20 protein-coding genes are annotated in these 21,561 nt (G+C 43.4%); 7 read left to right on the top strand and 13 right to left on the bottom strand.

Going from position 1 to position 21,561, the window contains the following annotated elements; translation table 11 throughout:
• Positions 1-45: 45 nt before the first annotated feature.
• Complete coding sequence (locus FM019_RS04380) at positions 46-1,746, top strand: response regulator (protein ID WP_185969183.1); 1,701 nt, start codon at positions 46-48, stop codon at positions 1,744-1,746.
• A 289-nt stretch (positions 1,747-2,035) separates the two neighbouring features.
• On the opposite strand, the gene FM019_RS04375 is transcribed toward FM019_RS04380, so the two are convergent.
• The 12 genes from FM019_RS04375 to cutA form a co-directional block, all read right to left on the bottom strand.
• Positions 2,036-3,085, bottom strand: a complete 1,050-nt coding sequence (locus tag FM019_RS04375) for a chemotaxis response regulator protein-glutamate methylesterase (protein ID WP_143834676.1) — start codon at positions 3,083-3,085, stop codon at positions 2,036-2,038.
• 30 nt (positions 3,086-3,115) lie between these two features.
• Entirely contained in the window at positions 3,116-3,730 is a 615-nt protein-coding gene (gene cheD, locus FM019_RS04370; RefSeq protein ID WP_143834675.1) for a chemoreceptor glutamine deamidase CheD, read from the bottom strand.
• 3 nt (positions 3,731-3,733) lie between these two features.
• Entirely contained in the window at positions 3,734-4,552 is an 819-nt protein-coding gene (locus tag FM019_RS04365; RefSeq protein WP_143834674.1) for a CheR family methyltransferase, read from the bottom strand.
• A gap of 3 nt (positions 4,553-4,555) precedes the next feature.
• Positions 4,556-7,273: a methyl-accepting chemotaxis protein gene (locus FM019_RS21080; protein WP_143834673.1), complete on the bottom strand. Its 2,718-nt coding sequence runs from the start codon at positions 7,271-7,273 to the stop codon at positions 4,556-4,558.
• A 3-nt stretch (positions 7,274-7,276) separates the two neighbouring features.
• Complete coding sequence (locus FM019_RS04355; protein ID WP_143834948.1) at positions 7,277-7,738, bottom strand: chemotaxis protein CheW; 462 nt, start codon at positions 7,736-7,738, stop codon at positions 7,277-7,279.
• A 37-nt stretch (positions 7,739-7,775) separates the two neighbouring features.
• Positions 7,776-9,857, bottom strand: a complete 2,082-nt coding sequence (locus FM019_RS04350) for a chemotaxis protein CheA (RefSeq protein ID WP_143834672.1) — start codon at positions 9,855-9,857, stop codon at positions 7,776-7,778.
• A gap of 31 nt (positions 9,858-9,888) precedes the next feature.
• A complete protein-coding gene (locus FM019_RS04345) occupies positions 9,889-10,254 on the bottom strand; it encodes a response regulator (protein ID WP_143834671.1) in 366 nt (121 codons plus the stop codon).
• A gap of 3 nt (positions 10,255-10,257) precedes the next feature.
• Positions 10,258-11,946 carry a fused response regulator/phosphatase gene (locus tag FM019_RS04340; protein WP_143834670.1) on the bottom strand — a complete coding sequence of 563 codons (1,689 nt, stop codon included), beginning with the start codon at positions 11,944-11,946 and terminating at the stop codon, positions 10,258-10,260.
• Between the two features lie 5 nt (positions 11,947-11,951).
• Entirely contained in the window at positions 11,952-12,236 is a 285-nt protein-coding gene (locus FM019_RS04335) for an STAS domain-containing protein (protein ID WP_143834669.1), read from the bottom strand.
• Between the two features lie 18 nt (positions 12,237-12,254).
• Positions 12,255-13,394, bottom strand: a complete 1,140-nt coding sequence (locus FM019_RS21075; RefSeq protein ID WP_313901680.1) for a methyl-accepting chemotaxis protein — start codon at positions 13,392-13,394, stop codon at positions 12,255-12,257.
• Between the two features lie 221 nt (positions 13,395-13,615).
• Positions 13,616-15,421 carry a protein-disulfide reductase DsbD gene (locus FM019_RS04325; RefSeq protein ID WP_143834668.1) on the bottom strand — a complete coding sequence of 602 codons (1,806 nt, stop codon included), beginning with the start codon at positions 15,419-15,421 and terminating at the stop codon, positions 13,616-13,618.
• A complete protein-coding gene (gene cutA / locus FM019_RS04320; RefSeq protein WP_143834667.1) occupies positions 15,418-15,738 on the bottom strand; it encodes a divalent-cation tolerance protein CutA in 321 nt (106 codons plus the stop codon). The genes FM019_RS04325 and cutA overlap by 4 nt, the downstream gene beginning before the upstream one ends.
• A 183-nt stretch (positions 15,739-15,921) precedes the next feature.
• Between cutA and FM019_RS04315 the strand changes: the two genes are divergently transcribed.
• The 3 genes from FM019_RS04315 (at position 15,922) to FM019_RS04305 (ending at position 18,305) form a co-directional block, all read left to right on the top strand.
• Positions 15,922-16,437: an FxsA family protein gene (locus FM019_RS04315; RefSeq protein WP_143834666.1), complete on the top strand. Its 516-nt coding sequence runs from the start codon at positions 15,922-15,924 to the stop codon at positions 16,435-16,437.
• 170 nt (positions 16,438-16,607) lie between these two features.
• Positions 16,608-17,414, top strand: coding sequence for an alpha/beta hydrolase (locus FM019_RS04310; protein WP_313901679.1), 807 nt, complete (start codon positions 16,608-16,610; stop codon positions 17,412-17,414).
• 6 nt (positions 17,415-17,420) lie between these two features.
• Positions 17,421-18,305, top strand: a complete 885-nt coding sequence (locus FM019_RS04305; RefSeq protein WP_143834665.1) for a sensor domain-containing diguanylate cyclase — start codon at positions 17,421-17,423, stop codon at positions 18,303-18,305.
• A 41-nt stretch (positions 18,306-18,346) separates the two neighbouring features.
• Here FM019_RS04305 and FM019_RS04300 read toward each other — a convergent pair whose 3' ends face one another.
• Positions 18,347-18,922, bottom strand: a complete 576-nt coding sequence (locus FM019_RS04300) for a DUF502 domain-containing protein (protein ID WP_143834664.1) — start codon at positions 18,920-18,922, stop codon at positions 18,347-18,349.
• A gap of 85 nt (positions 18,923-19,007) precedes the next feature.
• On the opposite strand from FM019_RS04300, the gene FM019_RS04295 reads away from it, so the two are divergent.
• From FM019_RS04295 to groL, 3 genes are all read left to right on the top strand, one after another.
• Positions 19,008-19,283: a peptidylprolyl isomerase gene (locus tag FM019_RS04295; RefSeq protein ID WP_143834663.1), complete on the top strand. Its 276-nt coding sequence runs from the start codon at positions 19,008-19,010 to the stop codon at positions 19,281-19,283.
• A 223-nt stretch (positions 19,284-19,506) separates the two neighbouring features.
• Positions 19,507-19,797: a co-chaperone GroES gene (locus tag FM019_RS04290; protein ID WP_143834662.1), complete on the top strand. Its 291-nt coding sequence runs from the start codon at positions 19,507-19,509 to the stop codon at positions 19,795-19,797.
• Between the two features lie 41 nt (positions 19,798-19,838).
• The gene (gene groL, locus FM019_RS04285) at positions 19,839-21,482 is read left to right on the top strand and encodes a chaperonin GroEL (RefSeq protein ID WP_143834661.1); all 1,644 of its coding nucleotides are present in this window, start codon (positions 19,839-19,841) and stop codon (positions 21,480-21,482) included.
• The last annotated feature ends 79 nt before the right edge of the window (positions 21,483-21,561 follow it).

Genomic DNA, 21,561 nt, shown 5'->3' with positions numbered 1-21,561 from the left:
AGAAAAATTGCTACTAAACTTTGGAAAAAGCTAAATGTGAGCAGTATGGACAGTAAACTAGAGCAGAAGCTAAATCAATTTAGGCAAAAGTTTGTCGACGAATACAAGGCTGAATTAGCCACCTTGATCAATTTGTGGAAGGTTGCCCGCACCGAAAAATCCACAACATCAATTGAAGATTTTACCTTTGCTGTGCACAAGCTCAAAGGTTCAAGTGGTGCGCTGAATTTCCTTAATTTGACTGATCGTTTAAACATAATTGAAAACGAATTACTTGGCAGCAAAAAAGATACCTCATTGTTTACGATTCAGCTAATTAGCTATATCGACAAACATATGAATGCACTGATTGCCGGCTCAAAACAATCGCCAGATCCAATGCTATCGGTGGTTCAGAAAGAATCAGAGGCCTCTGCCATTTCCAATGCTGAAAACACAGAATCTACTATCGAAAGTCGCAATTTAGTCGACTTACCTTCAAAGTCAGACTATTCAGACATTAAGATTGCCTTGATCGATGACGACATGGCAGTCTCTGCATTAATGTTAAAGCTGCTAACTGGTTTTGGGTTTGTGGTTAAGCACTTTGTCTCTATTCAGTCATATGAACAACAGCAAGATGTCGAAAAGTTTGATTTGATCTTATTAGATCTGGTAATGCCAAAGACGACACAAGATCAAGTGTTTGAATTTGCCCAAGCTCAACAAAAAGCAAATGTTGTCGTATTTGTGTTGTCTTCACTGAATACGTTTGAATCTCGACTGGCAGGTATTCGAGCCGGCGTGAGTGATTATTTACTTAAACCTATCAACGTAACAACCCTGGTCTCTAAGATTCGTAAAACATTTAAAATTGATGTGACGAAACCTCACAAGATATTACTGTTGGATGACCAAGCAGCTGTTGGACACTTTTATAAAGTTCTTTTGGAAGACAAAGGGGTAGAAGTCCACGCCCTTACCGATCCAAATAAATTGATGGAAACCCTTGAGTCATTTTATCCTGATGTTTTTCTACTCGATATGCATATGCCAGATGTGAGCGGGATTGAAGTAGCAAAGTTACTCAGGCAGCAATCTAAATATGATTATGTGCCAATTGTATTCCTCACTGCTGATACCGAGCTAAAAACCAAATTATTGGCTTTAGAATGTGGTGCAGACGACGTGATCCCAAAAGACACATCCGCTAGCATGATCATTAGTCAGTTAGAAAGTCGAATAAAACGTGGTCAGGAAATACGTTATCTTGCTTCCCGTGATAGTTTGACAGGCGTATTGAATCACGGTCAGATTATGGAAGCGGCAGGACAAGCATTTAGATTATCGCAACGGAATAAAACCAAGGTAACGGTAGCGATGATTGATATTGATTATTTTAAAAAGGTTAATGATGTTCATGGTCATTCTGGTGGAGACAAAGTGCTAGTTTCCCTTGGGCAATTGTTATTGCAATCAGTGAGAGAAACGGACTATGTGGGCCGCTATGGTGGCGAAGAATTCATGGTTGTTTTAAATGGGTCTGATGAAAACACAATAGAAAAAAAGCTCAATGATATCCGTGAAGCATTCAATCAAATTACGTTCAAAGTTAACAAACAAACATTCCAATGTAGCTTTAGTGCTGGCATTGCAACGTCGGTTCATTATGAAAAGCTCAACGAAATTGTAGCGGCAGCTGATAAAGCACTTTATTTGGCAAAGGATAAAGGTAGAAATAAAGTGTGCGTTGATGGCGATATCTAGGGCGTCAATCCGCTCAGAGAGCGCAGCTCAGGGCTTATCCAAACATCAGGTAAACTAACCCCAATCCCGGATAAGCAACGCCTGTAAGCACCGCTATTTATCCCCCTATCTTCGTTATTCATTATGCGTTTAGAGCGACTAGACAACATAATTCTCGCCTTGATAAGGGAATAAATCACGGCACTTACCATATTAAAAACCAATATATAAATGACAATAGCTTCTATGTAATTGATAAAGCTTTAAAAACTAAGTAATTCCGACATTTCTTATCCAGAATTGGAGTTAACTAAAGGCGGCTACCTGCAGTATTTTGAGTTAAATGTGATAATAAGGCGTTAGTAATTTCATCCAATGGCACTTGTTCAAGTGCAGCACCGTTTTTCATCGCTTCTTTTGGCATACCGTAAACAACACAACTTGCCTCGTCTTGCGCAAGGGTATACGCGCCCGAATCTTTAAGTGCGAGCAGGCCTTCTGCGCCATCTCTACCCATGCCGGTTAGAATTGCCGCAACTACATTTTTACCTGCACAATCCGCTAGCGATTGAAACATCACATCGACGGAAGGCTTGTGCCCTGACACTCGTTCAGAGTCGTCGATAACTATTCGGTAATCGGCACCAAATTTTCTAACCAAAAGGTGTTTTGCTCCAGGTGCAATGTACGCGTGTCCCGGCAGTATTCGTTCGTCATGTGCGGCTTCTTTTACCTGAATTTTGCAAATGCTGTTCAACCGGTTGGCAAAAGAAGAGGTAAAACCGGGCGGCATGTGTTGGGTCACCACCACTGCGGGGCTGTTCGATGGTAGTTGTTCCAGGACAACTCGGATTGCTTCAGTTCCACCAGTTGAAGCGCCTATTGCAATGATTTTTTCAGTACCCATTATTGGTAAACTCTTTTCAGGCAAAGCGCTCCTTTGCTTTCCTATAGCGCGGACTTGGGCTTGAGAGGCTAGACGAATTTTATTGGTTATGATCTTTTCATAATCCTTGATACCTTGTGCGACGCCCAACTTTGGTTTTGGTACAAAATCTACAGCCCCTAATTGCAATGCGCGGATCGTCGCATCAGCGCCTTGGTCAGTTAAGGTAGAGATCATTACAACTGGTGTGGGTTTGGCCTTCATTAGCTTGTCGAGGAACGTCAAACCATCCACTTTCGGCATTTCAATATCTAAGGTGATAACATCAGGATTGTATTGTTTGACCAACTCTCTCGCAGCATAGGCGTCAGCGGCGGCCCCCACTACATGCATATCCGCTTGAGCAGAAATTATCTCCGTGAGCAAACTGCGAATCAGCGCGGAGTCGTCAACAATTAAAACACTAATAGACATGTTGGCATCCTTCGTTGCTGGTTTTTTCCATTAAAATAAATCCACATCACCGGTTTTTTGCGTTGTCTGGCGTAATTTAAGACGATATTCGCTTTCGCGATCCATAATCGTACTGTTGTGCAATGATTTGATCTTTCTGACTTTCACTTCACCAGAATCAGGGAAAAAATACACTTTGCGAGGGTACTGATCTAGCAGGTCTTTGGCAATAACAGGAATACTCTCGTTTTTTAGGTAGTCTAAGACGAACTCGGCGTTTTGCTCACCAATATTCTGCGTAGTTAAGCCGCGCAGTACGTTGCCACCTCCAAACACCTTTGCCTCAAAACGATTCCTCATTGCGCCCATTTTTAACAACTGGTTGATCAATAATTCCATGGCATGCACGCCATAACGCGCTGACTCTGAAACCAAGCTTTTATCGGTTCCAACATCATTGGGCAGTAAAAAATGATTCATACCTCCGATTCCCGACGTTGGGTCACGTAAACATACCGACACGCAGGAGCCCAATACTGTTACGATCATCGTATCATCCCGCGTCACGAAGTATTCGCCGGGCAGTATTTTGACCGCGTCACGGCCAAAGTGCCGATCATGGTATCGATTAGGTGCTAAGTGGGTGGTTTCAGAATATTGACTCAAGCATCACCTCACCGGTCGGTATACGGTCTGTCCCAGCGGTTTGAGCAAAGACGACATATGATTAAAATTCTCAGAATGACCCGCAAAGTACAATCCATCAGGACGCATTAGCTTTACCATTCTGCCAAGAACGTCAACTTGAGTCGGTTTATCAAAATAAATCATTACGTTGCGACAAAAAATAATGTCTAGTTGAGACGGAATATCCCATTTTTTGTCTAACAGATTAAGCTTTTTAAATTCGATTAACTTGACCAGCTCGGGCACAACTTTTACCTTTCCCTGATTTGGTCCTTTGCCCTTAAAAAAGAAGCGCCGCTTACGTGCTATGCTCATTTTGTCTAAATGTTTAAGAGGATAGACTGCCTGCTGTGCAGTGCGTAAAACCTGACTGTCGATGTCTGTGGCAATAATACTAACGGGTGGATCAATCCTACCAAAGGCCTCTGCGGCTGCCATGGCTATTGAATAGGGCTCTTCTCCCGTACTTGCAGCAGAACACCAAATTGTATGATGACGTGGGTGTTGCTGTAGATGTTCTGTCAATATATCAAAATGGTGCGATTCGCGAAAAAACGACGTCAAGTTGGTGGTCAGTGCATTAATAAACTGCTCTGTTTCATCAGGATGTGTGTCCAAATACCTTAAATACTCGACAAAGGTACTTAATTTAAGGGATCGAAGCCGCCTGGCAAGGCGGCTATAGACCATAGAATCTTTACTGTCCGCTAAACTAATGCCTGTTATCTCTAACAATCGTTTCCTTACTTGCTCAAAATCCTTTTGAGAAAAAGCGAACTCTTTCTGTTTTGGCTGGACCACTAGTTAAAAGCTCTCCCACTCGTCATCATCATCGGAAACTGGAGGCAGTATTTTCTCCGCAGATTTTGATCGCGCCGGAGAATCTAGTTTAGGTACATAGTTTTGTGTTGAAGTAGACTTGGTTGGTTGAGCATTTTCATCTAACTTAAATGCGCCAACACGGCCTGAAAGTTGTTCAGCTTGCTGGCTCATTTTTTCAGCGGCCGCTGCGGCTTCTTCAACCAGGGCTGCATTTTGTTGAGTCATTTCATCCATTTGGGTGACGGCTTTGCCCACTTCATCAATGCCGGAAGCTTGTTCTGCACTAGCAGCCGCTATCTCGCTCATAATGTCGTTAACACGTTGGATCGAGGTAACAATCTCTTGCATAGTCTCACCGGATTGATTCACCAAGGTATTGCCGTTTTCAATTTTCGATACTGAATCCGAGATTAAATCTTTGATATCCTTCGCGGCATTGGCGGAGCGTTGCGCCAAGGTGCGAACTTCTGATGCGACAACCGCAAAGCCACGGCCTTGTTCACCTGCTCTGGCAGCTTCTACTGCAGCGTTTAGCGCCAGGATATTGGTTTGGAAAGCAATGCCGTCAATGACCCCAATAATGTCGGCGATTTTTTGCGAGGATTCGTTGATCGAAGCCATTGTTTTGACAACTTGTCCGATTAATTCACCGCCATTTTTGGCCACGTCAGACGCTTGAGAGGCAAGCCCATTTGCTTGGTTAGCATTTTCAGCATTTAAACGCACAGTTCCGGTGATCTGCTCCATACTCGATGCCGTTTCCTCCAAACTGGAGGCTTGTTGCTCGGTGCGATTGGAAAGGTCTGAATTACCTCGAGCAATTTCCGTTGATGCGCTGTAAATGGTTTCACTTGCCTCACGGATCTCGCCGATAATATCGGTGAGATTGGTGCTGGTGGTGTTGCAGTAATTCTTAAGATCTTCAAATGTACCTTGGTAATCAGCGTCAACCCGTTTGGTTAAATCTCCTTCAGAGATCGCCATGAGTACTTCACTGACATCGCTTAGACCTTGCTCTGTGATATCTTGTAACTGGTTCAATCCTTCTGTCATGCTCAGCAAGAAGCCGTCTTTGTCTGAGGCGTCAACACGAACACTAAAATCACCCTGTAATGCCGATTCCACCATGTTACCAATTTCCGCTTCGGCCCGAACTTCTTTGGTTCTGTCTAACCATTCGATTACCGTGCCTAGTCTATCGCCACTGTCATTGTAGACTGGGTTTGCCATTAGCCGGAAGTGGCGTTTGCCCACTTGTATTTGCGTTTCATATTTTTGCCGTAAATTTTCTAACAACGAACGTTGGTGTGCGGGGTTTTTATGGAAGATATCCATTTTTTGACCCAATACTTTGCTGGCATTGAACTGCGGCAGTACCTCTTTGAGATCCGCTTCGCAATCATTTAGCATCGCCTTGACTGACGCATTCAAATAAATAATGTCACGGTCATTGTCTGCGATCATGAAACAGGTTGAACTGTTTTCCAGGGCCTGCTTGACGCGCATCGCTTCTATGGCAACTACATCTGCTTTTTCCAACTCATTATTCAGATCAGAGAGCGCCACGTTGAGTTGTCCCATTTCATCCTTGCGCTTAGTATCAAACTTAAAATCATACTTACCACTGGAAATGTGGGTAAACGCTTTTGAAAGACGACCAACAGAATTATTTATCGAACGAATGACCAAAAAGCCAATTCCTCCACCGATAATTAGTAGGATGAAGATCAGCGTCAAAGATAAGTTTCGTTTAGAGGATATATTCTCTGCTCGGTCAACGATTACACCTTCAAGGGTAACAACGGCTTCATCAAAAAAGCCATATGCATCGTTGATGATAGCGCTGGATTCGTCGAAAAAGCGCCCTGAATTGTAGGTTAGCACGTCTGCCCCTAATATTTCTGCCTTCACTAACGCTTCTAACTGATTGATTTTATTTTGAAAATTGTTTGCGTCGGATTCCAAGCTGGAAAATGAATCGTCGCTGGCGGCAGCTGCTTGCAAATTAGCAATAAAGTCACGATAGGGAACATTCAACACCGTAATTTTAGCTTCTAAACTCGCTCGCTCTGCAGGCGATATGACACCACGGCTCAGAACTCCCGCACCAAAGCCTCGCACCTGTCCAAGTGCATCTGTTAATCGTGGCAGGTTTTCAAAGTTGGCAATAATTAAGTGGTAACTCGACGCTGCTGGATCATAACTTAAAGAAGACATTTGCATTAATTTGGATATTACCGAGCCTAATTCGATGATGACCTCGGAATGTTCGCGAAATGACTCAACGCCAGAAATACTTCTACTACTCACACTGTTTTTTAAGGTCTGCCAATGATTTTGCGCTTGACTAAAAATCATCGTGACATCAGCGTCGTTGACATTGTCCTTGAGATATCTGTTTAATGATGAAAACGCTTGATCGACCTCTAAACCCTTGGTACCCAGTGGCGAAGCCGCCGAGTCATCACCTCCGAATAGTCGAGCCGACATTCCTCGATGCTCGGCAGTGATCTTCATCAATTTGACCGTTTGAATGATAGGCGGGATGCCTGTCAATTCTTGCTCGGCAGTAGCCTGAGATTCCAATGATAAGGTCACGTAAAAGTATGTAGGCAGTATTAAACCCAGCAGGGCGAATACACCAATGATCAGCATCTTGGTTGCGAGCTTTAGATTATTTAACCAGCTTACAATTTTCATGTTTTACTCCAACTCAGAAGTGTTATTCGTGTCAAACAGACCCAGTTCATCACTGGAAATCAAGCTTGCGATATTGATTAAAATCACCATGCGGTCGTCGATGGGGGCGAGTCCATACAAATAGCTACTGTCAAAGGCAACGCCAAATTCTGGTGGCGGTTTGATGTCTTCGTCTGCTACTTTGACCACGTCACTGACTTCGTCGACAACAATACCAACGATACGCTCGCCAATATTAAGCATAATCACGATGGTGAATTCATTGTAAGTTGCTTCACCTACGTCAAATTTAAGACGTAAATCAACAATAGGGACGATGTCACCCCTAAGATTGATGACACCTTTAATATAAGCTGGCGCATTGGCTATTTTAGTAACGGCCTCATAGCCGCGAATTTCTTTAACGATCATGATGTCCAAGGCATAGTCTTCATCACCTAGCACAAAGGTCAGAAACTCGCGCATATCTTCAGATTGAGCATGTTCGTTGGAAGTTTTACTGTCAGGCAAGGTCCACCTCTGATTCTATCTGCGGTTGTTGAACATTTGTTGCCAGAGATTCAACATCGAGGATCATGGCAACACTGCCATCTCCCATGATGGTCGCGCCAGCAACACCTGATACACGTTTGTAATGTTGTTCTAGACTTTTAATGACAACCTGTTGCTGCCCTACGAGACGATCAACCAATAAACCAAATCGTTTGGAGCTGGTTTCAATTAGCACCACGATGGCTTTGGTGGGGTCGACTTCCGCTTCTTCTATGCCCATGTATTCATATAAAGATATGACTGGCCAGTAGGTTTCCCTTACCCAGAGTAGTTTGTCATTTGCCAGATGTTTCACCTGGGACGCGTCAGGTTGAATAGATTCGATAATATTGGTCAGCGGGATGACAAAGATTTGTTCGCCAGTGGCAACGCACATTCCATCCAGAATCGCTAAGGTCAATGGCAATCGGATGTTGATTGTTGAGCCTTGACCTGTTTGGGATTTAATTTCTACGTGGCCACCAATTGACTCAATGTTGCGACGTACGACATCCATGCCAACTCCCCGGCCAGATACGTCGGTGACCTGTTCGGCAGTTGAAAACCCTGCGGCAAAAATTAGGTTCCACACCTGAGAATCGGTTAATCCGTCATGCACATCTAGTCCATTTTCAATGGCTTTGCCCAAGATCCGATCACGGTCAAGACCCGCTCCGTCGTCGATAATACTGATAATGATGCTGCCACCACGTTGCTCAGCGCGCAATATCACTGTGCCTTGAGCCGGCTTGCCTGCTTCGATGCGTTTCGCGGGCACCTCAATTCCATGATCAATACTATTGCGCACCAGATGGGTTAGCGGATCAACCAGTTTTTCAATCAATCCTTTGTCGATTTCAGTGGTGCCGCCTTCAATGACTAGTTCAACTTGTTTGTCTAATTTGCTGGCGAGATCCCTGACAACACGAGGGAAACGATTAAATGCGAACGACATCGGTAACATGCGCATCGACATTACTGCTTCTTGGATTTCCCGAATATTTCTGGATAGTTCACCCACTGCCCCCTCAAGCTTTTCTGCTATGGTTCCGTGAATTTCACTGCCTACCATTTTGATCATCGATTGGGTAATCACAAGTTCCCCAACTAAATTGACCAATGAATCAATTTTAACTGTGTCTACACGAATGCTGCCGCTATCTTTATTGGCCGCAGATTTACTTTTGACCGCTGCTTTTTTAGGCTTATCTGCACGGTTCGGTTTTGCGGTGCTTACAGTTTTTTCGCTTTCGGGTTTCTCGGTCAAGTTGGGCTGAGAACTAGGTGGTTGGGGGTGCTCTGTTGTGGCTTGAGAAGATTCATCCAAAGGCTCAAAAAAGCCAAACCCATCATCTTCTTCACTGTGCAGCGCACCTTTTTCTGCGTTCTTGGCAGCGCTTTGGTCATTGCTAGGTGCATTGTCTAAGGGTTCAAAGAAACCGAAACCGTCGTCATCTTCGATGTTTTGTTTGGCCTCTGTCGATTTAGGCTCGTCGTCGAAAAAGCCAAAGCCGTCATCTTCTTCGGCTACCGGTTTCGTCTCAGTGGACTGAGGCTCATCGTCGAAAAAACCAAAAGATTCGTCCTCAGCTTCCGGCACGTTCGGTGGACCATCAAAAAAGCCAAAACCATCTTCTTTTTCATGGCTATGTTCGCTGGCCTGATCGTCGGGGAGAATACTTTCAAGGGCTTTTGACCCTTGTTCAATACTGTCCCAATCAATGTCTTCTTCGTCTCTATAACAATCAAGAATGGATTTAAGTAGATCAACAGTACTTAACAGGGTATCTACGATGGGGGTTGTTAATGTTGTTTGTCCTTTGCGCGCCTTGTCGAGCAAGTTTTCCATCACATGAGTTAAACCTGTCAGCGCGTCAAAGCCAAAAATGCCGCTTCCACCTTTAATAGAATGGGCTGCCCTAAATATACTATTCAGGTCTTCTGGGTCGGGTTCATCCAGATCGAGATCCATCAGAAGATGCTCCATCTCGTCTAGGTGCTCCTGGCTTTCCTCAAAGAAAACGCCATGGAACTGACTCATATCAACCGACATGTAACCCCCCCAGCACTGCGCTTAACAACAATTAGCTCAAGACCTTTGCGGCCACAGCCAAAAGCTTTTGCGGATCAAAGGGTTTGACCATCCAGCCGGTCGCCCCAGCGGCCCGACCCTGCGCTTTCATGCTGTCACTGGCTTCAGTCGTGAGCACAATAATGGGTGTCGACCGATAGCTAGACATGCCTCTGAGAGATTTGATAAGCGTGAGCCCATCCATTCTCGGCATATTTTGGTCAGTTAATACAAAATCATATTGACTACGTTGACAAAGTTCTAATGCTGCTTGGCCGTCATTCGCTGAGGTAACTTGATACGACGCTGATTTGAGCGTCATTTCGACCATTTGGCGAATTGAAGGAGAATCATCAACAATTAATATGTGTTTACTCATAAGTTATATGTCTCTTTTAAGTACGACTGAAGTTCGATTGCCAGGCTCATACACGGTGACCTTGTCTGACAACTTTTGCACAAGGCTCACGCCCCTGCCCGATAAATTGTCTTTGTTGGCAAAATTTTGTGGATCAGGAACATACCCTGCGCCACTATCGATTATGTCAAAATGCAACGACTGAGTGATTTGTTTGTACTGCAACGAAACGCGGATTTCATCAGTCGGTTCTAAATTTTGCAGTCTTGCTTCCCTTTCTTCAAGGTACTGGGCGAAACCCTCGAAGTCGTTTTTTAACTCAGACTGCAGATTCATTACACCATGGTCTAGCCCATTATTGACCAGCTCAGAAAAAACCGTAAAGGCTTTTTGACGCAATGGCGTGGGTACACTGATGTTTCGCATCAATTCGTCTAAAAATGAGACGGTATTTGCCTCCTTTAGCATAGATCCGCTCATCTTAATGTTCATGTCCAGTTCGCCGTTTTCACAAGCCGTTTCGTGCTGAATGTCTATTTCCCGTTCTTCATGCAATCGCCATAGATCAACGGTGCAAAGGGATACATCATCTTCAACAGATGTACTCGCACTGTGGTCGTTAAACGCTTTCACGATATCATCCAAGATCGTTTGGGCATTGTGACAACGCTCAAGAGTGGCATTAAATTCGCTGTGGCCAAACGACTCATAAAGCATCGACGTTTGCTCTGTCAGCCCATCGCTGTATGCAATTAAATGTTGCCCTTTGTGAAGAGGTAAAGATTTGATTGCCGGTGAGAAGTCCTCTTCACCTAAAATGCCAAGGGGAAGTGATTCAGAACGAATTCGGTTTAAAACGTTGCAGCTATCATCAACAACATAAATATCTGGCATACCTGCGTTAAAGACATAAACCTCAGAACGATTATGATCTACTTCGATCCCAATTCCTGCCACAAAACGATCATCAGGGATTTCCAAATGCAATTTCTGATTTATTTCGTGAACGATATGCGCCAGTCCTAAGCCTTTTTGCACCATAGCGCGGACCGCAGAAACCATGGGTAATACACTGATTGCGGCAGCCAAGCCGTGACCTGTGGCATCGACTAACATCATCAAATCATTGCCATTAGGTGACTTACCTGCAATAAAAAAGTCACCGTTGAATACTTGGGATGCCTGCATATGGCAGCGAATACCTTTTGCTACTTTTGTGGTCGACTGAGCAAGGTGTCGATAAACGTGTCGAGCGAGTTCTTCTTCTTGATTTTTTTCATCCAAATAGCGCTCCAGCATTTCGTTTTGTAACACCATTTGCTGTTCTAATAAGTACTCTTTGTAGCTGCGGTTCATTTTCAACCACAACAATTCCATATTGACGGGCTTAATTACATAGTTGCTAACACCAGCAATAAAATATTTTTGCATGGATGCTTGATCATCATCAGCGGTTACCATCAATACCGGCGAATCGATCTTACTGGCCTTTAAATGTGGAATCAGGTCGATACCCCTACCATCAGGTAAAAATCCGTCCAATAAAATCAAATCAAAATGTGTTTCACAGAGCAGCGCTTTAGCCTGAGCCAAATCGTAAGCCGCTTCAGTCTGCACCTCTTTTTCATTCAAAAAGTGTTCAACGATTTCAACAAACAGACTGTCATCATCAATGACTAAAATCCGTCGTTTGTGAAGTGGATTACTGTCCATTTAACTCATTCGAACGGAAACAATTTGTCAAAATTGGCGATAACTAAAATCTCTTTGGTATTATCTTTAGCCCCACGAACCGTGACCTGCTTACCAACCCCCTTAGCCTTTTTGTTCAGCAACACCATCATGCCCAGAGCCGAGCTATCAAGGTATTCAGTGCGGGAAAAGTCCATAACAACCTTTTTGCATTCAGCCTCGTCTAAAAACTTTTGGTACTGTTCAGTGAAAGGTTTGTGATGACTAAAATCAAACCGTTGTGGAATATTAATTATCTGGACCTCTGCCATTGATATCACCTTTAGCATTTAAAAAAGTTCTAGATCACCTGCATCCATATTGGAAGAAGATACTGGATTGTGTTCGTTGTAGCGTCGTGCTTTGATAGTCTCTAGATAGGCATGAAAATCATCAATAATGAGATTAATATCTTGTTCTGTGACCATATAAAGATGCTCACGAATAAAGGTCAGCGTCTCTTGGGTGAAGCGTAAATTTTGTCCGTTGATATCGTCAAATTGTAACGCTCTGATGGCTTCGCCCAAGGATATTTCAAGACGTTGTGATAGGTGTTCGAGGCTTTGGGTGACATCTGCATCGGATTCGGCTTTGTCGATAATACTTTCCAATGCCCGGTGAATCTCTTTTTTCGCATCGATGACGTAACTTACATCGTAAGAGGCTAAGGAACCAACTTCAGAGGTGAGGGTTTCAATCTGCTCACTAATGTCGGTCAACTGCTTTTGGATTCCCTCACTAAATTGTGCCGAACGATTGGACAGAGACCGCACTTCGTCGGCAACCACCGCAAATCCTCTGCCGTGCTCACCCGCTCTAGCCGCTTCAATTGCTGCGTTGAGTGCTAATAAGTTTGTTTGCGACGCTATGCCATCGATATCTTGCAATGCTTTTAACACCTTAGGTACCGCTTCGTGAATCTTATTTACTCGCTCAAGCAGCTCCATAGAGGCGGAAGACATTTCAACCGTGGATTGGATAAAACGGTCGAGGGTATTTTCCGTGCTGTCGGCAAACTCGCGCATGCGATCGCTATACAGCTCACCACTTCCTTGGTCCATGCGAATCAAGTTGTTAATGTTTTCACCTTGGGTGTGGATCATCGTTTGTAACTCTCCAAACGACTGATTTAATATTGTTACCGCATCACTTTGAGTTGATAAAATATCAGCAATGCTTTTTTCACATTCCTCTACCGTAGGACCAAGCTCATTAATTAACTCGGGTATATGATTTTGTTTAGGTTGTTCGGCGGTTTCATTTTTTACCAAATTTGCACTTGGCGAAAAGACAGATGCCTCAGCTGACGTTTTTATTATCCAAGCAGCGAAGAGTAAGGGGGGGATAACAGCCACAAAGCCAGGAGTCAAAAACGCCAAAACAACAGTGACGACTGACACAGCTAAAAATATTTGCCATTGCTTATTCAAGTTTCGGTTCCAACTTTAAAAGTCCGAAACATAAAGCTAGCTGTTTAATCGCAAAGCGGCAAGTCAACTTAAGGCTAAAAAGATGAAAAAACGCGCTTAAGTCTAGTAGTGTGCAAAAAACAGCCAAAATCGTTAAACAAATAACGAAATTCGACTGTAATTCTTTGATTTTAAACTAATTGGTATTAGAGCGTGTTTACCTTTGCTGTATGAAACACGCTCTAGTTGAAAATGCGATTTACATGTTGAGCAAATGGCTCTGCTTTCATAAAACCAGTCACCCTTGCATTGGATAGTTCCTGACCTTGTTTGTCAAAAAACATAATGGTAGGTAAGCCAAGCACTCCGAATGCATCTTGGAACGCTAAATTGACCGGTGTGTTGTCGGTTAAATCGATTTGCATCCACACGGTTTCAGATAATGCATCAACTACAGCGGCATCTGGAAATGTGTACTTTTCAAACTCCTTGCAGGCCACACACCAGTCGGCGTATAAATCGACCATTACCGTTTTGCCATCAGCGTTCGCCGCAGCTAATTTGGCCTCAAAGTCTTCTAAGTCCTTGACCACCATAAACTCAGGGTGTCCAATTTGATGTTGAGAATTTGCAGCGCTGTATTGCACACCATAGTTGATATTGTACTGATGATAGCCGTATAACATTGAGCCAAACAAACCAAAGAAGATGATCGCTGAGCGAACGCCTTTCCACAATGAAACAGTGGTGTTCTGGTTCATCACATAGAAGTAAGTGAACATGACTAACCCAATAGCTGCCCATAGGAATTCTGTCCAGGCACTAACCACCATGCGCTCAAAGAAGAATAAAGCAACGATAAGCATCATAAAGCCAAAGGTGACTTTCACAACATTCATCCAGTTTCCGGCTTTTGGCAGCAATTTACCGCCGGTCACGCCAAATGCGATAAGAGGGATCCCCATGCCCAAACTTAACGCATAAAGTGCAAAAAATCCCAGTACCAAGTCGCCTTGTTCCGCGATATATAACAAGATGCCAGTCAGTGGTGCAGTGGTGCATGGCGATGCGACCAAGCCTGAAATCACACCCATCATGAATACACCAACATAACTTCCACTTTTTTGTTGATTACTCAAGCCGTTAAGTTTCTCTTGCCATTTAGCTGGCAATTGCAATTCGTAAGCACCAAACATTACAAAAGCTAGCAGGACAAAAATCACCACAAAGACACTTAAGATAATTGGGTCTTGCAGATATGCGGTGAACTTAGCACCCGCGGAAGCGATGACCAACCCCAATAGCGAGTAGGTAATTGCCATGCCTTGCACATAGATGAATGACAGACTGAAAGCACGAGATGTACTAATCGTTTTGCCTTGTCCAATGACAATGCTGGATAAAATTGGATACATTGGGAAAACGCATGGCGTAAATGCAAGGCCTACACCCAACAGTAAAAAAGCCGCCAATTTCCAACCGAGCGCATCGTCGCCAGACAGCAAACTAGCGAGTTCAAATTGTTCCGAGACAACGGCTCCAGCATCGCCCGTCTGAGCAGCGTTGTCAGTTAGAGTTGAATCGCTCTGACCCAATACTTCATCAAGGTACACAACATGAGTTGTTGGCGGATAACATAGGCCAGCCTCGGCACAACCTTGAAATTGTAGCTTGACCACCCCGTCTTGTTTGGACCACTCAATCGGGTAGTTAATGTCTAATTGGTGATAAAACACCGGTTGTGGTTCATCGAAGAATTCATCTTCTTTGATCTTTGCCTCAGGGTAGACCGGTTCGCCAATCTCAGCATTTTTTGTCACGGTTCTAAATTGGTTTTTATACAGGTAATAATCATCAGCAATGGTGAAGCTGATGACTAGTTGATCACCTTTTTGGTCAAAATCGAATTGAAACGCTTGTTCAACAGGAAGAAACTCGTTGTCGCTGGCAAATAAATCTTTAAATGCATCATCGCTTTGCGCAAAACACGCCCATGGAAATGCAATACAAACAACAAACAGAAACAGTACAAAATTTTTAAACTTCATTTCAGGTTACTTTCAATCCAATTCAAATATGGCTCACTGCCCGATACATTATCCACAACTATCCACTGGGGTACATCATATGGGTGCAAACTTAGCGTCAGCTTAAACGCTTGTTCTAGTCTACACGACATTGTCTTGATCATGATCTGCATTTCAGAATCCGTCACAATGTCCTCATTCCAATGATAAACCGAGGTAACAGGTTGCGAAATCTGTACGCACGCAGCAAGTTTAAGGTTTACTAATTGTGTGGCTAAATGCTCTGCCTGCTTTTTGGTTGGGCAGGTGGTTAGTACCATACAAAATTTAGAATTCATTAGTGCACCTTAAATGCTCTGGCCATACTTGACCTGTATAATAAGAGATGTCTTTCAAAAAAGAGTGTTTTTATCTTTGAACCCGGTATGGGAATTGATACTTGTTTACATCCAGTTACCTTTTTGTCCTATTGAGAAAGCGGGTTTTGTCCCCAGATTATCTTTTTAACTTGGAGCCTAGTTGTGTTCGGAAAACTTTTTATCCTGTTTGCCATATTGCCTATTATTGAAATCGCGGTATTGGTTAACGTAGGGGAACAGATCGGCGGTTGGAATACAGTTGCTATCGTTATATTGACTGCTTTTGTCGGTGCTTTTTTGGTGCGCAAAGAAGGCATTGCAACCTTGACTCTAGCACAACAAAAAATGCAATCGGGTGTGATGCCAGGCCAGGAAATGGCAGAAGGGTTATTGTTGTTGGTCGCAGGTGTTTTGTTAGTGACCCCAGGATTCATTACTGATGCTTTTGGTTTGTTATTGAGTTTCCCACTTACACGCCCGTTGATAGCCAAAAGCTTGATGAAGCAAGTGACCCTAAATGTGGTTAGCCAGCAAGGTGGATTTAAACAACAAAGCCATTGGCATACGCAACACAACAGTTCTGAAAAATCAGACGAGGATGTCATTGAAGGTGAATATGTTAACAAAGAAGATTTGCATAGCAGGCACAAATTAAACAAAAAAGATGATCCTGATTGAGATTGTCTTCCACAAATTAATTGCTTCATCGTGCAATACCAACAGATTCGCAGATTAGACAATGCTTTTTACAACGACATGATATACACGTAATCTAGCACCTGGTTTATCAGCTTGGTTAATCCTAGTTCTACTAGTTTCAATTATAAAATCTGACTGAGGTGCTTATTTTGTTGAACAAAGCTGCAATATTTAGAAGAAATAACGTTGTTATTGCCGGTTCTGGTGAAACGACGTTGATGTTGGCCCACGGGTTTGGTTGTGATCAAAACATGTGGAATCACCTTATTCCGGAGTTATCTGGACATTATCGGATTATACTTTTTGACTATGTTGGTTCAGGTAAATCTGATCTGACACAATATTCTCAAGCTCGCTACAGCTCCCTCGAAGGTTATGCGCAAGATGTAATCGATGTTTGCGAGGCGGTTGAGCTCGAAAATATCGTTTTTGTCGGACACTCGGTTAGTGCCACCATAGGGTTATTAGCCTCTATCAAAGCCCCACAACTCTTTTCGAAAATGGTTATGGTTTGCCCATCTCCTTGTTTTCTCAATGATCCCCCAACGTACCATGGCGGTTTTGAGAAAGAAGATCTGGAAGAGTTGCTGAATTTGATGGATAAAAATTACATAGGATGGGCCAATTATCTCGCCCCCTTAGTTGTGGGTGTCAGTAACCCGGCGCCGATTTTATCTGCACTCAATGAAAGTTTCTGCTCAACTGACCCTGTCGTTGCGAAGACCTTTGCAAGAGCAACATTTTTCTCTGATTATCGCCATAAATTGTCATCTGCCTGCCACCCGACCTTGATCTTTCAAAGTGAAAATGATGCATTAGCGTCAGTGAAGGTCGGTAAATATGTTCATGAAAATATCGCCGACTCAAAATTCGAAATTATTGAAGCTGAAGGGCATTGTTTGCATATGACGCACCCTGAACAGGTAGCAAATTCCATAAAGGCATTTACCAAGTAGGCATGAATGTTTAATTCTAAAAACGTATCGTTAGATAGTTTTCAATCAGGTGCTATGGTAACTACCCCTAATCGGGAGATAATCTATGTCAATTCGTATTTTGAACAAGAGTTAAACTGGCAACACGACTCGTTGCTGGGCAAAAGTACCGATGTTTTATTTACTTACTCTTCTAAAATCTTCTGCGAAAGCTATCTCGTACCGATACTTTTCACCGAAAAAAAATGTGAGGAAATGCAATTAGCGCTGCTCGATGGCAACGGGAACAGGGTACCTGTCATCATCAATGCGAAAGTAAATGATGAAGGGTTGGTATTTTGGAGTTTTTTTAACGCATCAAAAAGGGACGTTCTATATCAAGAATTGCTTGAAGCACGAGAGCGTTTGGAGCAGCTGTCTTCAACCGATGATTTAACTGGGTTACTAAACAGAAGAGCGTTTGACGAAAGAGCTACAATAGCGCTTGAGGTTGCGTCAAGATCCAATCAACCTGTTAGTGCAGTATTAATCGACATCGACTACTTTAAAAAAATCAATGACAGCTATGGGCATTTTGAAGGCGATCGTGTTCTTCGTGAGTTAGGCTTGTTACTTCAAAAATTTGGGCGAATCTCTGATTTAATCGCTCGCTATGGTGGGGAAGAGTTTTTAATCATTCTCCCTGACACAGACAAAGAAGGAGCCGCAATATTAACCCAACGCATTCATAGTCTTGTTGGGCAAATATTTGTAGGAAAAAATCCGATAACCGTGAGCATAGGTTTGTGCACGTATCAAGGTAAGAGCATTGCACTAAACTCAATTTATCGACAGGCAGATGATATGTTATATCTAGCAAAAAATAATGGTAGAAATCGCACTGAATGTGTCGTCATTAACGAAGGGACATAAATCTATCACCGACAAAATTGGACACGTTAGGTAACTCGTATCTAACGTGTCACATCATCAGCTTTTGCACCACCGGTTAAAGCAATACGCATCGCTTCCTCTGCACCAACGTCCAATTTAGTAACCTGAGCGCGTTTCACATACAAGGTGTACCCACCTATTTGATAACTCAAAGGAATATATACGCCGATTTTATCTTCATCTTTGAACAGCGTTGTTGCTACCTGATCGGCGGTGACAAAACCAATCAAGTGCATATCGGGTTTAATTTCCACAGACACGACTGTTTTGCTTTGTTCTTTTTCACCAATTTTAAATACGGTTAAGGTGTCTCGGATGGCCCCAAAAACGGACTTGACCAGCGGTATCTTCTCGATTTGTCGATTAGCTGTGGCGACAATCCATTTGACAAAAAAGACATTGACCAACAATCCACTGAGCAAAATTATTGCACAGGCCATAACAATTCCCATTCCCGGGTAATAGTATTGTTCGGGCACATAAGGCTGTAAAAGCGATTCAGCTCCAGACATGAACCAGTATATAAAGTAAATTGTGAGTGAAAGCGGCAACACAGCTGCCAACCCTTGAAATGAAAGTGAAGTTAATTTTCGCATATTGATTGATGCTAACCCGACAAACGAAGGAATTATTCTATAATGACAGCCAAGTCGGCTTTTGAGAAATGAAATTGAGGTAATAATGCGAGCAGGTGCATGTCACATACTAGTCAAAACTAAGCAGCAAGCGGAAGAGATCAAACAGAAGTTAGCCAATGGCGGGAATTTCCAGCAACTTGCCAAAAAACATTCAATCTGCCCTTCGGGAAAACGAGGCGGTGACCTCGGTGAAATCCAGCCGGGGCAAATGGTAAAAGCTTTCGACAACGTGGTATTTAAAAAAGCCTTATTGACCATTCATGGACCGATCAAAACCCAATTCGGATTTCATCTAATCAAAACCCTATATCGAAGTTAACCTTCTGCCTGTGGCAAATCAGCGTCAATTCTTCTGAATTCGATGAATTTAGTCACTTTTTTCACATTTTTTACGCTTTTTTTTATTAAAGCCCTTGAAGTCAGTAAGGCTATCCCCATCTTTCCACGCAGACCTTATTTTGAGCTGGATTCGCTGAATCTGCTCAACCCCCGAATTATCGGGAATTTTAACTTTAAAATTGGAATTTTCAGGAGATTTGAAAATGGCAATCCGTCCTTTACACGATCGCGTTATCGTTAAACGCCAAGAACAAGAAAGTAAGTCTGCTGGTGGCATTGTGCTTACAGGCTCAGCGGCTGAAAAATCAACCCGTGGCGAAATCGTTGCTGTCGGCAACGGTCGTGTTCTAGACAACGGCGAAGTCAAAGCGTTAGACGTTAAAATTGGCGACGTAGTTATTTTTAATGATGGTTATGGCGTGAAAACCGAAAAATTGGATGGCGAAGAAGTGCTCATTATGAGCGAAGGCGACATCCTAGCGGTTGTAGAATAAAACCAACTAATCATTTAGACAGAATTTAGAGGAAAATAATCATGGCAGCTAAAGAAGTACGTTTTTCTGATGACGCTCGCGTAAAAATGCTTGCTGGCGTTAATATCTTAGCAAATGCAGTTAAAGTTACCCTTGGTCCTAAAGGCCGTAACGTTGTTTTAGACAAATCTTTTGGCGCTCCTACTATCACTAAAGACGGTGTATCAGTAGCCAAAGAAATCGAACTTGAAGACAAATTCGAAAACATGGGCGCGCAAATGGTTAAGGAAGTTGCTTCCAAGGCCAATGACGAAGCCGGTGACGGAACAACCACTGCAACAGTACTTGCACAAGCAATCGTAACTGAAGGTCTAAAGTCAGTTGCTGCAGGTATGAACCCAATGGATTTGAAACGCGGTATCGACAAAGCCGTTGTTGTTGCAGTAGAGGAGCTAAAAGCCCTTTCAGTTGAATGTTCAGATAGTAAAGCTATTGCTCAGGTAGGGACAATCTCTGCAAACTCTGATTCAGAAGTTGGCGATTTGATTGCTGAAGCGATGGACAAAGTGGGCAAAGAAGGTGTTATTACCGTCGAAGAAGGCCAAGCATTGCAAAACGAACTAGAAGTCGTTGAAGGTATGCAGTTTGACCGCGGTTACCTATCTCCTTACTTCATGAATAACCAGGAAAATGGCACTGTTGAGCTAGACAGCCCGTTCATCCTATTGGTTGACAAGAAAGTGTCTAACATTCGTGAACTACTTCCTACACTTGAAGCCGTAGCTAAGGCCTCTAAGCCTCTTTTGATTATTGCTGAAGACGTGGAAGGCGAAGCACTTGCAACATTGGTTGTTAACAACATGCGTGGCATCGTGAAAGTAGCAGCGGTTAAAGCGCCCGGTTTTGGTGACCGTCGTAAAGCTATGCTTCAAGACATTGCTACACTAACTGGCGGTACGGTTATCTCTGAAGAGATTGGTCTGGAACTTGAAAAAGTTCAACTAGAAGACCTAGGTACTGCTAAGCGCGTTGTAATCAGCAAAGACAACACAACCGTTGTTGATGGTGCAGGTGAGCAAGAAGCGATCGAAGGTCGTTGTAATCAAATCCGTGCACAAATCGAAGAATCTTCTTCTGATTACGACAAAGAAAAACTTCAAGAGCGTTTGGCTAAGCTAGCTGGTGGTGTTGCAGTAATCAAAGTGGGTGCCGCCACTGAAGTTGAAATGAAAGAGAAGAAAGCGCGCGTTGAAGATGCACTTCACGCAACTCGTGCAGCGGTAGAAGAAGGTGTTGTTGCCGGTGGTGGTGTAGCCCTTGTGCGCGCTGCAGCGAAAGTGGGTGAGCTTGTTGGTGACAATGAAGACCAAACTCACGGCATCAAGCTAGCACTTCGTGCTATGGAAGCACCACTACGTCAAATCGCAAGCAATGCTGGCGCAGAAGCCTCTGTTGTGACCAACGCTGTGAAAAACGGCGAAGGTAACTACGGCTACAATGCAGGTAACGATACCTACGGCGATATGCTAGAAATGGGTATCCTTGACCCAACTAAAGTCACCCGTTCTGCACTTCAGTTTGCTGCATCAATCGCAAGTTTGATGATTACAACTGAAGCCATGATCGCAGATGCACCACAAGACGAAGCAGCTGCTCCTGCAATGCCTGATATGGGCGGCATGGGTGGAATGGGCGGCATGATGTAAGCGTCGAGCTTACAAACCGTTCAATAACGCTTTAACAATTTAAAAAGCCCGCAATCCTTTTGGTTTGCGGGCTTTTTTA

Source organism: Aliiglaciecola sp. M165 (assembly GCF_007197995.1).
Lineage (GTDB): Bacteria > Pseudomonadota > Gammaproteobacteria > Enterobacterales > Alteromonadaceae > Aliiglaciecola.
This window is presented reverse-complemented; position numbering and strand designations above follow the sequence as displayed.

Bases quoted from the DNA above. Each gene is read 5' to 3' on its own strand.
- FM019_RS04380 (WP_185969183.1), top strand. From the start codon at position 46: ATGGACAGTAAACTAGAGCAGAAGCTAAATCAATTTAGGCAAAAGTTT.
- FM019_RS04375 (WP_143834676.1), bottom strand. From the start codon at position 3,085: ATGTCTATTAGTGTTTTAATTGTTGACGACTCCGCGCTGATTCGCAGT.
- FM019_RS21080 (WP_143834673.1), bottom strand. From the start codon at position 7,273: ATGAAAATTGTAAGCTGGTTAAATAATCTAAAGCTCGCAACCAAGATG.
- FM019_RS04355 (WP_143834948.1), bottom strand. From the start codon at position 7,738: ATGCGCGAGTTTCTGACCTTTGTGCTAGGTGATGAAGACTATGCCTTG.
- FM019_RS04350 (WP_143834672.1), bottom strand. From the start codon at position 9,857: ATGTCGGTTGATATGAGTCAGTTCCATGGCGTTTTCTTTGAGGAAAGC.
- FM019_RS04345 (WP_143834671.1), bottom strand. From the start codon at position 10,254: ATGAGTAAACACATATTAATTGTTGATGATTCTCCTTCAATTCGCCAA.
- FM019_RS04340 (WP_143834670.1), bottom strand. From the start codon at position 11,946: ATGGACAGTAATCCACTTCACAAACGACGGATTTTAGTCATTGATGAT.
- FM019_RS04335 (WP_143834669.1), bottom strand. From the start codon at position 12,236: ATGGCAGAGGTCCAGATAATTAATATTCCACAACGGTTTGATTTTAGT.
- FM019_RS04325 (WP_143834668.1), bottom strand. From the start codon at position 15,421: ATGAAGTTTAAAAATTTTGTACTGTTTCTGTTTGTTGTTTGTATTGCA.
- cutA (WP_143834667.1), bottom strand. From the start codon at position 15,738: ATGAATTCTAAATTTTGTATGGTACTAACCACCTGCCCAACCAAAAAG.
- FM019_RS04305 (WP_143834665.1), top strand. From the start codon at position 17,421: ATGTTTAATTCTAAAAACGTATCGTTAGATAGTTTTCAATCAGGTGCT.
- FM019_RS04300 (WP_143834664.1), bottom strand. From the start codon at position 18,922: ATGCGAAAATTAACTTCACTTTCATTTCAAGGGTTGGCAGCTGTGTTG.
- FM019_RS04295 (WP_143834663.1), top strand. From the start codon at position 19,008: ATGCGAGCAGGTGCATGTCACATACTAGTCAAAACTAAGCAGCAAGCG.
- FM019_RS04290 (WP_143834662.1), top strand. From the start codon at position 19,507: ATGGCAATCCGTCCTTTACACGATCGCGTTATCGTTAAACGCCAAGAA.
- groL (WP_143834661.1), top strand. From the start codon at position 19,839: ATGGCAGCTAAAGAAGTACGTTTTTCTGATGACGCTCGCGTAAAAATG.